Annotated in this window: 13 protein-coding genes; 10 read left to right on the plus strand and 3 right to left on the minus strand. The window is 42.2% G+C overall.

Annotation, left to right across the window (positions count from 1 at the left end; all coding sequences use genetic code 11):
• Positions 1 to 136: 136 nt before the first annotated feature.
• The gene (locus IM322_RS15260) at positions 137 to 1,000 is read right to left on the minus strand and encodes a branched-chain amino acid ABC transporter permease (RefSeq protein WP_286825061.1); all 864 of its coding nucleotides are present in this window, start codon (positions 998 to 1,000) and stop codon (positions 137 to 139) included.
• A 260-nt stretch (positions 1,001 to 1,260) separates the two neighbouring features.
• Between IM322_RS15260 and IM322_RS15265 the strand changes: the two genes are divergently transcribed.
• The 3 genes from IM322_RS15265 to IM322_RS15275 all read left to right on the plus strand — a co-directional run bounded on the left by IM322_RS15265 (position 1,261) and on the right by IM322_RS15275 (position 3,946).
• Positions 1,261 to 1,770, plus strand: a complete 510-nt coding sequence (locus tag IM322_RS15265) for a pentapeptide repeat-containing protein (RefSeq protein WP_002760385.1) — start codon at positions 1,261 to 1,263, stop codon at positions 1,768 to 1,770.
• Positions 1,767 to 2,894, plus strand: coding sequence for a 5-(carboxyamino)imidazole ribonucleotide synthase (locus IM322_RS15270; protein ID WP_287676465.1), 1,128 nt, complete (start codon positions 1,767 to 1,769; stop codon positions 2,892 to 2,894). The genes IM322_RS15265 and IM322_RS15270 overlap by 4 nt, the downstream gene beginning before the upstream one ends.
• Positions 2,895 to 3,169: 275 nt before the next feature.
• Positions 3,170 to 3,946 carry a WD40 repeat domain-containing protein gene (locus IM322_RS15275; protein ID WP_287676464.1) on the plus strand — a complete coding sequence of 259 codons (777 nt, stop codon included), beginning with the start codon at positions 3,170 to 3,172 and terminating at the stop codon, positions 3,944 to 3,946.
• A 92-nt stretch (positions 3,947 to 4,038) separates the two neighbouring features.
• On the opposite strand, the gene IM322_RS15280 is transcribed toward IM322_RS15275, so the two are convergent.
• Entirely contained in the window at positions 4,039 to 5,415 is a 1,377-nt protein-coding gene (locus IM322_RS15280; protein ID WP_287676463.1) for a PEP-CTERM sorting domain-containing protein, read from the minus strand.
• Positions 5,416 to 5,855: 440 nt separating this feature from the next.
• Complete coding sequence (locus IM322_RS15285) at positions 5,856 to 6,794, minus strand: SGNH/GDSL hydrolase family protein (protein ID WP_287676462.1); 939 nt, start codon at positions 6,792 to 6,794, stop codon at positions 5,856 to 5,858.
• Between the two features lie 82 nt (positions 6,795 to 6,876).
• Between IM322_RS15285 and IM322_RS15290 the strand changes: the two genes are divergently transcribed.
• From IM322_RS15290 to IM322_RS15320, 7 genes are all read left to right on the plus strand, one after another.
• A complete protein-coding gene (locus tag IM322_RS15290) occupies positions 6,877 to 7,011 on the plus strand; it encodes a hypothetical protein (RefSeq protein ID WP_002736350.1) in 135 nt (44 codons plus the stop codon).
• 254 nt (positions 7,012 to 7,265) lie between these two features.
• Positions 7,266 to 9,257, plus strand: coding sequence for a DICT sensory domain-containing protein (locus tag IM322_RS15295; RefSeq protein WP_287676461.1), 1,992 nt, complete (start codon positions 7,266 to 7,268; stop codon positions 9,255 to 9,257).
• 162 nt (positions 9,258 to 9,419) lie between these two features.
• Complete coding sequence (locus IM322_RS15300) at positions 9,420 to 10,625, plus strand: argininosuccinate synthase (RefSeq protein ID WP_287676460.1); 1,206 nt, start codon at positions 9,420 to 9,422, stop codon at positions 10,623 to 10,625.
• 229 nt (positions 10,626 to 10,854) lie between these two features.
• Positions 10,855 to 11,271 (plus strand): XisH family protein, encoded by a 417-nt coding sequence (locus IM322_RS15305; protein WP_287676459.1) that lies wholly within the window; start codon positions 10,855 to 10,857, stop codon positions 11,269 to 11,271.
• Positions 11,259 to 11,600 (plus strand): XisI protein, encoded by a 342-nt coding sequence (locus IM322_RS15310; RefSeq protein WP_002780558.1) that lies wholly within the window; start codon positions 11,259 to 11,261, stop codon positions 11,598 to 11,600. Before IM322_RS15305 ends, IM322_RS15310 begins: the two co-directional genes overlap by 13 nt.
• Before the next feature lie 84 nt (positions 11,601 to 11,684).
• A complete protein-coding gene (locus IM322_RS15315) occupies positions 11,685 to 12,071 on the plus strand; it encodes a hypothetical protein (protein WP_287075611.1) in 387 nt (128 codons plus the stop codon).
• The gene (locus IM322_RS15320) at positions 12,068 to 12,217 is read left to right on the plus strand and encodes a hypothetical protein (RefSeq protein ID WP_287075609.1); all 150 of its coding nucleotides are present in this window, start codon (positions 12,068 to 12,070) and stop codon (positions 12,215 to 12,217) included. The genes IM322_RS15315 and IM322_RS15320 overlap by 4 nt, the downstream gene beginning before the upstream one ends.
• The last annotated feature ends 259 nt before the right edge of the window (positions 12,218 to 12,476 follow it).

A 12,476-nucleotide genomic window follows, 5' to 3' on the forward strand; every position in this document is an offset into this window, starting at 1 on the left:
CTGATAACTGATAACTGATAACTGATAACTGATAACTGATAACTGATAACTGATAACTGATAACTGATAACTGATAACTGATAACTGATAACTGATAACTGATAACTGATAACTGATAACTGATAACTGATAACTGTTAAACCGTGCCTTTAAATAAACCTTGGGGACGGAATAATAACAGCAAGATCATAATTAATAAAGCCACGGCTAATTTATAATCAGAACCAATTAAGGGAACACTAATTTCTTGGGCAACACCAATAATTAAAGCCCCGGCAATCGCTCCGTAGGGATTACCAATACCACCTAAAATCACGGCGGCAAACATTGGTAAGATTAAAAACCAGCCCATATTGGGACGCACTCCCCCAGTAATTAACCCGAACATCGCTCCGGCTAAAGCAGTTAAAACTCCCGTAATTATCCATGTCCAGAAGACAACCCATTCGACGTTAATTCCGGTTACTCTAGCTAAATCGGTGCTGTCAGCTACGGCGCGCATCGCCTTACCGATCTTAGTTTTTTGCAATAACAAATGGAGGGCAATAATAACTATAATTGCCAAACCAATGACTAACAAGCGATCGAAAGCTACTTTAATCCCAAAAATTTCTGTAGCGGTCATCACAGGCAGATCGTAGCGTTGATTACTACCGCCCCAGATCATTAAAATACCATTGCGAAGAAATAAAGCCAAACCGATCGAAATAATAATTAAAGTGGTAGAATCAGCCCGTCGATCGCGCATGGGTTTCCACAATAATCTCTCGGCAATGAGCATGGCAATAGCTGTCACCGCTGCCCCCACCAGCATCGCTAACCAGAGATTAATCCCTTGAGCATTTACCACCCAAGTTATGTAAGCACCCAAAGTCATAAAATCGCCGTGGGCAAAATTAGACAGACGCAAAATGCCACAGGTAAGGGTTAACCCAACAGCAGCCAGAGCAATAATACTGCCGACGGCTAAACCATTGAATAAAAGTTGCGATGTATCCATCAAACCTCTTGTATAAATCAGAAATTGTCCTTAGAAATAGGAGTCAGGAGAGAGAAAATTAATTAACTTTTGTATTTAGCTGAAAGCTGATGGCCCGTTGCTTAAATATTTTTGTTTAGACTAAATTGCATGGCAGTATAAGCTTAGACAGCTATTATAAAGGTTTCTGTGCCAGCAATTTCTAGCGGCCAGCGAAAAGCTGACGGCCGATGGCTTACTGCTATAAAATCAAGAATGCCCACTGATGGAATTTTCCCCTGATGAAGACTATCTTTCGATTAGCGATCGCTTTTTTTGCCTTACTATTTATCCTATCTCCTGTCAATGCCTTAGCTGCCAGTTCTGCTGCTGTCACAGGAGCCAATGCCAGTTATGAAAACCAGAATCTGACAGGAAAGGATTTTTCGGGACAAAATTTGCAATCTGCCCAATTTACTAACGTTAATCTCCAAGATTCTAACTTTAGTTCTGCCGATTTGCGCGGGGCGGTGTTTAACGGAGCCTCTATCATCGAAGGCAACTTTCATGGAGCGGACTTAACCAATGGGTTAGCCTATCTGAGTACCTTTAAAAATTCTGATTTAAGCGATGCCATTTTTGCCGAAGCAATTATGCTGCGTACCATTTTCGAGGGAGTAAATATCAACGGTGCTGATTTTAGTTTTGCAGTGCTTGACGCTCAACAAATCAAAAATCTCTGTGAAAGAGCCGAGGGTGTAAACTCAAAAACCGGCGTCTCTACCCCGGAATCTTTAGGATGTGATCAATGATGCAAACAAGGGTTGGTGTTATTGGTGGTGGACAATTAGCTTGGATGATGGCACAGGAAGCCAAGAAATTAGGCATTTCTCTAATTGTACAAACACCACACCCCGACGATCCCGCCGTTGCTTTAGCTGACGGGGTTGTCTTCGCAGAAATAGCTGACGTGGAAGGCACAAAAAAACTAGCTCAACATTGTGATCTGATCACGTTTGAAAATGAGTTTGTTAATTTAGATGCCCTAGAAGAATTAGCGGACACAGGAGTGAAATTCTATCCTAGTTTGGCAAATCTGCGCCCCCTATTGGATAAATACAAGCAAAGATGTTATTTACGCTCCCTAGGGTTGCCTGTGCCTGATTTTTGGGCGATAGATAATTTATCCCAACTAGAAAATTATCCTTTTCCGCTAGTGCTGAAAGCGCGACGACACGGTTATGATGGTCAAGGAACCTTTATTATTCGCACTCCTGAAGAATTAAACGCCAAAAAGCCGCAATTAGAGCCTCTTGACTTGATGTTAGAAGCTTATATTCCCTACGAGCGCGAATTAGCCATCGTTGCCGCTAGGGGATTAACCGGGGAAATCGTCACCTATCCCGTGGTGGAAACCCATCAAGAGGAGCAAGTCTGTCACTGGGTAATCGCTCCCGCCACTCTTAATCAATCTTTACACGCTCAAACCGAATATATCGCCCGTCATCTGTTAAGTAGTTTGTCGGCGGTGGGGGTTTTCGGGATGGAATTATTTGTCACTTCCCAGGGAGAGGTATTGATTAATGAAATCGCTCCCCGTACCCATAATTCGGGTCATTACAGCCTTTCTGCCTGTCTTACCTCCCAATTTGCCCTACAACTGCAAGCAGTGGCTAATTTGCCCCTCGGAGCCGGGGACTTAAAATCTGCCGGGGCAGTTATGGTTAATTTATTGGGTTTTGAGGATAGTGACGGCGATTACGCCGAAAAACGAGCAGTTTTAGCGGCAATTCCGGAGGCTCACGTTTTTTGGTATGGTAAAAAATCCCGCCCCGGTCGAAAATTAGGCCATGTCACCCTGTTAAGGGATACAAGCGATCGCTCTGAGTTATCGGCCCTAGCAAAGCAGATAGAAAAGCTTTGGTATGGTTGTTAGGGAATTAAGTAGGGAGGTACAATTATTTGTAGGATGGGTTAGCGGTAGCGTAACATGAGCGGGCGTTGGGTTTCATGCTTCAACCGTTCGGCTGAGATCAAGGCCGAAGCCCAACCTACGTTCATCTTATATTTAATTCCAACCACCCACTTATGAATTATGAATTGGGGAGTATTTTCAGTGAACAGTAAACAGTAAACAGTAATATATCCTGATGCAATTCAGACTTGAATTGGCCGTGTACTGGTGTCCTTTGCATTAATAAAAATTTAGGCATGAGAGAAAAATTCCAGCTAATTGCTCTAAAAATCATCATCGTTATTCTCGGAATTATTGGCATTTTATTGTCGCATAATCCAATTCAAAGAAATAATTTAGAAGCAGGAATGACAAGAACTATAGCTTATCAAATTATTGGTAATCGCAGCGGTCAAATTATTGTTAAAAGCAAAACTACAGGGGAAGTTATTTATAATTTTCACATGGCAACAGGTGTTGTCGTCAGAGAGATTTTACTTTTAGCAGACGGAAAAACTCTTGTTACATCTCAAAAAGATCGGGCAGCTTTTTGGGATTTAGAAACCGGCCGTCAACTCGCCACTTTCCCACAAAGGATTTATGGATTTTCTCATAACGAAAAAAAATTCTTAACTTATAGCGAAGGCAAGCTGCGCTTGTATAACTATCCAAAACTGACGTTGGCGTGCCAACTGGAAAATGTTACTACAGTCGGACCTGAGAAGTTTGTATTTTCAGCCAACGATCATTTTCTCGCAGTTCTCTTTGCTACTGGCAGACCAGAAAGTGACGAATACTATCCTGGAACTGGCCCGTTAAGAAGGAGTATTCGTTATAGCAAATTGTTTGATGTTAACAATTGTCAGGAAAATGAGGAATTTTCTAAGTTGAGGATTTTTCAATTAGGAAAGTTTTCTAATAATTCACAATTTTATGATATAGAAAACTATCCCCACTATGTTGAAAATGAAAGGCGCTATGTAACAGCAAATTGGCGGTTTGACTTAATAACGAATAAACTGGAAAAATTATAAAAAAACCTCCTCAATTCAAGCTGGTTGAGGAGTGTTAGTTTTCTTTTTTTTGAGTAACCTTGGCAGATGGTAATGTTACTCAACTCATTGCATCAATGCTTCTGATTTTTCTTGGCTTTCCTGGAAAAAAGCCCAACCCCTAAAGCAAGAATAGTCCCCAGTAGTGTCGAAGGTTCAGGTACTTTGGCAGCCGGTTCAATTGTGGTAGAAGCATTTCGGGAACCATCTCTTTCCATTAGATTCCTTACTTCTTCTGGTACTTCATCAGGATTAAGATCGAGTTGGAGATCGAATACACCACCTGTGCCACCTGGATCTGGAGAGCCAATAGTACGCCGACTACTTACTCCTCCGACTGTTCCGTTAAAGTTACTCTTCCAACTGAAAGCATAGAGTGTATCCCAAGTATTATCAGGCAATACTCCAACAAGAAAGGTGTTGAAACCGAGAAATTGTCCAGCTGTCAAGCTAGGTTCAGAAGGTGTATCTTCATAGTGCAATGTATTTGCTGTTAAATTGTCTTGGAGATGATAGCCTGTACCAGTTGCTCCTTGTTCATCCCAATAAAAAGGTAGGTTATCTGCAAAGCCTCCGAAAGCAGGTCCACCTCCTATAGGTGGATCTACATAAGGTACAGATAAACCACCAGGAGGGTTGGGATCGGTATCAATGACTTGATACCAATTAAAATGGTCATAACCACAAAGCTGAGCAGCCTGAGAAATTGTCAGATTAAATTTGGGTTGAAAAGTTGCTGTTATGGTCGGACCACTGATGGAAACAGAGGTAGCTCCGTTGACAATTGGCTCACAAGCTGGTACAAAGCGACCTAGCAAATCAGCTGTAGCCGTTCCCCCTTCTAAGACAAAGAACTGGTCGATTGTAGAAAACCCGCTTCCTGTAGTTGTCCCAAAACCAGGTATTTCCAGAGTTATAGGAGCGCCACCTGGTGTTTGCATGACTACTGGCGGTAGATTTTTAGGAAGAAAAACCGAGTCGGCACTGGCAATCGGATCGCTTGTATTGGGAGAGTTGATCAAGTTGAGTGGAGCTTGAAAAGTTGTAGGATTAGTTCCTACTGGAGAAGTCACCTGCGTTGTCACATCTAGTCGGACGCTGTTAGCTTCTGTCCCTAGTTGAATTGTGCCATTAAAATAGTCCAGCGTACCTAAAGAAAAAACTTCCCGATCATTCCTAGCCCGAGGTCCGTAAACGTATCCAGTCGTAACATTGACATCAAATGGTTTTCCCGTAAAAGTCAAGCGACCCGGTGGTGGTGGTGATCCTACGCCCCAGGTGAAATTATTAGTCCCTAAACCGGTAACAACTCCAGTGTCTGCATTGGTGAAAACCCCTGAAATATTTCCTTGGAAGCGAGTTGTTGGAGCTGTCTGTGCAATTACTCCGTGGGATAAGGGACCTGATAACAGCAGGGGAACTGCCAAGAGGATGCTTTTTGTGATTTTCATAAGTCGCCATTTCAAAAATAAAACGCATCAACCTCAAGAATTGGGATAATTTTGAGTTTCAGTCTCTCGTCATTGTACACTATTTCTTTTCACTTGCAAAACCAAATTTTGCTGATCGCTGGTTTTTCCTAAGTGTTTATATTCATCGCAGAACTGAGATGCTCCCCAGTAAACTCACATCTGATAACTGATAACTGATAACTGATAACTGACTCCAGCAACAAACTTTGGTTCTTCGGTTTATCTTATGCAACGGACAGGATGATAAGAGATGAAACCCTTATAGAGAAAGACATTGCTTCGATTTTTGGCAATTGTTTTCGATCTAGAACGAGCTAATCAATTAAATCTCTTGCCAGATAAGGATTTAGTCGATTTATGCCCCCCCTATCGAACCATACCAAGTAACGAAGAGCCCAAACTTTTTCAGTCAACCCTACTTAAAAGACATTTTTGATTGCCTCGGTCAGTTTTTGACTAATTAACTCGTTACCGTCTCCACTAAGATGAATATTATCGCGATAGAGGGAATCAGGAGTAGGATGGGCTTGAAAAATGGGCAGAAAATCTAGATAAAAAATCTGCTGGTTGTCGGTGAAATCTGCTAGTCTTTGACGGGCTTTTAATTCATAATCTCGCCCCTGTTTTTGAGCTTCGCGAATGAGGGGGGTAATAGCGATAATTAAACGGGCTTGATTAGCCTGAGCAAGGGCTTGAATTTGGGCAAGAGCGGTTAAATTATTGTCCACTCGATCGCCCCCTTCTCGCACCGGTGGCAGGGGAGGATAACGCTTAAAATATCGATCGTACAATTCGATTAAAGCTAAAGCCGGCCGGCGAGCGGGATAATTAATTTCTCGTCCCACCACCGCCGAACTAGGAGCTAAAGCGAACAGATCATCGGTGTTCATTAATAACACAATCACCTGGGATTCAAAGGTTCCGAAACGTCGCAGATAAGCCAATTGATTGCGCGGTCCCCAAGAATTGGCCGAAGCATTGAGAACCTCCACTGAACCAGTCAGATTCTGGCCTAAATTTTTGGTGATTAAAGCAGAAATGGTCTCTTTTTGATCCGTCCACCAGGAGCCATTAGCGATCGAATCCCCGATTAACAGTATTCTCGTCGTCTCCGGGGGCCGTTGAGGTGTAATCGGATCGCTCCGCATCGAATACTGATTAACGGCGATAAGATTAGAAAAACGGCGCGTTTGTTGATTAGGAGCCAAAAGATAGCCAATTTCAGCATCAGCTTCGTAAATAAGCGGATTACCGAACCCGAAGACAATTCTTAAAATAGCCTCAAGGAAAAGGGCAAGGGCGAAAAGAACGCCTAGAATGATTAAAGACAGCCGAATGATACCAATTTCTAATAACACGGATAGATGAGAGTTCGCTAATTTATGATCCTAAAGTGTCTCATACTTTCTACATCCATCTCATGAAAAGGAGTTAAGGGCAATGTCAGACTTAAATCGTGGCATCATGAAATTCGAGGGAGCCGATAAACCGGCAGTAGTGGCGATATCGTCGATTATCGTTATCGGTAGTATTATTGCTCTGATCCTTTGGGCAATGAAAGTCGCCTACATCTAGTTAACTAGAATAATTTCGCTCACTTTTGGCATCACTCGGTTTAAATTTCTTGACGTCACGATCTCACCTCTTGTCCCCTTGAGCCTGTAGGATAGGGTCAAGGGAGAAATTGCTAGTTCCCTCTATCGCGCTTGCTAAGCTAAACGGCTTTTACTTCGGATCACCGATATAGACTCCAAAAGGGTTATAGCTATTGGATCATGCAGGTTAAGCGCCGTTTAGCTTAGTCACACCCGACTCGAGACAGATTATCGATGAGCAGATCAACTTCTGTTTTAACAGAACTGTTGCAGTTACTCCCCCAATGGCGATCGCAGATGTACTTCAAAGCATCCCTGACTGCGTTATCCCACGCCATGGAGGATCAGGTTTTAGCGGAAGACGATCAACCGTTAGTGATTGCCAGTTTTCAGCGTGAGCGCTTTTATCGTCAAGAGGCCCATCGCTATCGACGCATTGCCCACAAAAGCGGGCAAGTTTATGTTTTGTCGGCCCCAGAAACCGATTTTAAGCATAGTTCCGACATTTACGAGACGATCGCTTTTCAACCGGAGGACAGTTTAGCCCAAGAATGGCATCTAGTGGTTATCGGTCGCCATTATGCTAGTTGTTTAATCTGTCGGGAACGAACCCATCTGACAGCAGAGGGGGAAAATGGGGCAGCTATGGATAATAATCGTCGTTTTGAGGGGATTTGGACGAGCGATCGCCATGGGAGTCAACAGGCCGCCCAAATTCTTTTAAATCATATTCTCGATTATCGTCCCGAACTAGCCGACAAAATTAGGCGCGCTCAAGAAGAATACCTGATCTGTGAACTGACGGACAGGGATCATCAAGAGGAATCAGATCCCTTTGTCCAGCGATTGGTCACTTATTTGCAAGCGGGACAGTATAAACTGCTGAAAGCCAATCGTTCCTTGGCATCGAAAGAACACAAGGAAAGACTGATCAACTCGGTGACAGCCTCGATCCGTCGTTCCCTCGATCCGGAAGCTATCCTACAGGTGGCAGTGCAGAAATTGGGGCAGGGATTGGGAGTCTGTCGCTGCGTGGTCTATCGTTGTCATGAGGCCGACATTAACGCCACCATCGAACACGAATTTTTAAACCCCGGCATTAGTTCCATCAAAGGACAAAAATGGCCCCTGAAAAATAATCCTCTTTTTCAGGAAGTGCTGGAATTGAGAGAATCCCTGAAAATCGAAGACGCTATTCACGATCCCCGTCTCCCCGGCGATTCCATTCAAAATCTCGTGCGGGAATGTTCCATCTATTCCTGGTTATTAGTACCGATTCTTTACCAAAGTCGTCTCTTGGGAATGTTGGAACTGCATCACTGTGGACCCTATACCACCACTTGGAAAAGCGAGGATGTTGCCCTTGTGGATGCGGTGGCCACTCAAATCGGAGTCGCCCTCATTCAAGCAGAGGCATACGCTAATTTACAGGATTTAAATGAACAATTGGCCGCCCTCGATCGCACTCGTTCTAATTTAGTCGCCATAACCGGCCACGAATTACGCACCCCCCTCTCCACCATTCAAGTCTGTCTAGAAAGTTTGGCCTCGGAACCGGATATGCCGGCAGAAATGCGCCAAATTATGCTTGATACTGCCCTGAAAGATGCGGAACGAATGCGTAAATTAATCCAAGATTTTTTAACTCTTTCTCGGTTAGAAAGTGGCCGGGTTAATTGGAATCCCGAAGCTTTATCCTTATCGGAATGTGTGGAATTAGCCATCAGTCATGTTCACTCCCGCAATCTCGACAACGACAACCCAAAAATTAGCAATCTTGTCCCCCCCAATCTGCCCTTTGTTTTAGCCGATGGCGAGTGGTTAGTGGAATTACTCTCCAAACTGCTCGATAATGCCTGTAAGTTTACCGGACGGGAGGGAAGTGTCTCGATCGAAGTCGCTTCGGGAAAGCCAAAAACTCTAGAAGTAACCATTTCTGACACTGGACGCGGGATCGAACCCAATCGTTTAGAACAGGTTTTTGATCGCTTTTACCAAGAGGAGGGGGCCCTGCGACGCAGTGCCGGGGGAACCGGTTTAGGACTGGCTATCTGTCGTCAGATCGTTAATGGTTGGGGCGGCGAAATTTGGGCAGAATCCCAGGGCAAAAATAACGGCAGTCAGTTTCATTTTACTATTCCAATATTTAAAGATAAAACTAACGATAATCCCCAAAATACCGCTCCGAAAAAATCCTCCCGTCGTCCTGCCAGTAAACGTAAATAGCGGCTGGTTGCCCGTTTAGTTTTTGCTCTTTGCTCGTGACTTCCTATTCCTTTTCTTCATCAAAAACTAAACAAAAAAGCATTAAAAAAGAAGCATCAAATCCCCAAGATATATAATAAAATTAAAAGAGTAATCAATTAGTCGTTTTTAGGTGAAAAAATTATGGGACGCGCCAAGAGAGTGGTTTTAGCTTATTCCGGAGGAGTCGATACTTCCGTTTGTATTCCCTATCTCAAACAGGAATGGGGAGTGCAAGAAGTGATTACCCTAGCCGCCGATTTAGGACAGGGAGACGAATTAGGACCAATTCAAGAAAAAGCTCTGCGCTGCGGAGCGATCGAATCCTTAGTGGTCAATGCCCAGGAAGAATTCGTCAAAGAATACGCTTTTCCCTCAATTCAAGCTAATGCCCTGTACGAAAATCGTTATCCCCTTTCTACCGCCCTGGCTCGTCCTTTAATCGCTAAATTATTAGTAGAGGCCGCCGAGAAATACGGGGCCGATGCCGTCTCTCACGGCTGCACCGGCAAAGGTAACGATCAGGTGCGTTTTGATGTGGGCATTATGGCCCTCAATCCTAGTTTAAAAGTTCTCGCTCCCGCCCGGGAATGGGGCATGAGCCGGGAAGAAACCATCGCCTACGGGGAAAAATTCGGGATTGAGTCTCCCGTGAAAAAATCCTCACCCTTTAGTATCGATCGTAACCTGTTGGGGCGCAGTATTGAAGCCGGTCCCTTGGAAGATCCGATGACGGAACCCCCGGAAGAAATCTATTTAATGACCAAAGCGATCGCCGATACTCCCAACGAGCCGGAATACGTCGATATTGGTTTTAATCAGGGGATTCCCGTCAGTTTAAACGGAGAAAATCTCGCTCCCGTCACGCTAATTAGTCAATTAAATGACCTAGTGGGTAAACACGGTGTTGGTCGGTTAGATATGATCGAAAACCGGGTAGTGGGAATTAAATCCCGAGAAATTTACGAGGCCCCGGCTTTATTAGTTTTAATTGACGCTCACCGGGACCTAGAAAGTTTGACTTTAACTGGAGATGTTACCCAATATAAACGGGGAATTGAAGATACCTACGGACAGTTAATTTATAAAGGATTGTGGTACAGTCCCTTAAAGGAAGCGATCGATGCTTTTATCATCAAAACCCAAGAACAGGTAACGGGATCGGTCCGAGTGAAACTGTTTAAAGGTAACGCTAAAGTGGTCGGTCGTCAGTCAGTCAATTCTATCTATTCTCCCGATTTAGCTACCTACGGAGCCGAGGATCAATTTGATCATAAAGCTGCCGAAGGTTTCATCTATGTTTGGGGATTACCCAGCAAAGTTTGGGCCGAAAAAACTAGAGGGAAGTAATCAACAATCCTCCCCTAAGTAAGTGGGTTTTAATTCAGATCCCCCCGACTATCAGCACCCTTATTAAGGGAAGAAGGGGGGATCGTTTAAATTAAACTAAATTTTATCATCAACAAAAATTAAATTTGAACCAGACTCGATAACTGATTTAAATTTGATTACCGATTTTATCAGACTTAGGATTGTTAATAAAATTAAATATAACTAATGAAATTACTTTTTTAGAACCATGCCAGCAAAAGATATTTACCATGAAGCCGTGAAAAATGCCTTAATTAAAGACGGTTGGAGTATTTTAGCTGATCCTTATAAAATTAAATATAAAGATGCTGAATTATTTGCTGATTTAGCAGCAGAAAAACCTTTGGCTGCTGAAAGAAATGGACGTAAAATTGTTGTGGAAATCAAAAGCTTTTTAAGTCCCTCACCTATGAGAGATTTTGAAATAGCTTTAGGACAATATATTTTATATCGAAATTTAATCAGTCTTACCGAACCAGAATATCAAATTTATCTAGCCATTAAAGACAGCATTTATGAAAATTTTTTCCAACGAGAATCAATTCAGGATATTGTGAAAATAAATCAATTACTTTTGCTGGTTGTTGAAATGGAAAAGGAGAAAATTTTACAATGGATAGATTAAAAAAATATCGTAATGCCATTAAAAAAGTATTAACAGAATATCACGAATGGGTTTCTGGTTCTGCTAATTTAGATCAAGAAAGTTGTCTTGTTTTTGATGAGATACATGATCAGTATTTTTGGCTTTTTATGGGTTGGGAAGGCAAGAAAAAAATCAGGAATATTCAAGTCCATATTAGGATTAAAAATGAGAAGATTTATATTGAGGAGGATTGGACTGAGGAAGGTATCGCTACGGAATTATTAAGGGAGGGTATTTCTAAAGAAGATATAGTTTTAGCTTTTTACGATCTGGAAACTCGTAAGTTAACTGGGTTTGCTGTGAGTTAAGTTATCGGTAAATCTTGCCTCGAAATCGCCAAAAAATTTGAGTTATAATTATAATATCTCTATAAACCAGCATCAAAAAAGCTTATGGCTATTTCAATTACTTTAACTTTACCTGATGAGATTTTTAATCTAGCTCAATCCTTAGCCCATTCAATTAACCGTGATCTTAATGATATATTAGTAGAAGCGATCGCTTTTTCTATTAGTCCCAATTATCAAGGCGAAAAAATCTCATCCCTAAATTCATTATCAGATGAAGAAATTATCAAATTAACTCAATTACAAATGGCATCAGAACAGGATCAAAGATTAAGCGAGTTGCTCAATGAACAACAAGAGAGGGATTTATCAACCTTTGAAAATAGGGAACTTTGGTCATTGATGCAAATTTATCAAATAAACTTGTTAAAGAAGTCTCAAGGATTAAATGAAGCGTTTAAAAGAGGATTAATTTCACCCTTAGAAGCATGAATCCTAACCCTATTCCCGACTATACTAAAGATAAAATTCGCCAACAAGCTAACAATCGCTGTGGGTATTGTTTAAGTTTACAAAAATATGTGTTAGGATTGCTGGAGATTGAACATATCATACTAAATCCGGTTATTAAAAACTGATTATTTACTGCCCCTTTTGCATGAGTGCCTCTCCCGATATGTAGCCTATACTTAACGGATTTAGTATCACTTCCGATTTTATGACTCAATCCAAGCTTTTGGGGGGTCTACCCCCCAAACCCTAGGGCTGTTTCATTCTCCCATCAGAATATCAAAAGTAAAAGCGATCACCGTCAGGTAAAATGAGAAGTGACCGGCAACCTTTTAAATATATGTTGAGCTTAATAGAAAAACTGAAACAAGTCAAGGACTTTCGGAA

The sequence above is a fragment of the Microcystis sp. M109S1 genome (genome assembly GCF_020247025.1).
Lineage (GTDB): Bacteria > Cyanobacteriota > Cyanobacteriia > Cyanobacteriales > Microcystaceae > Microcystis.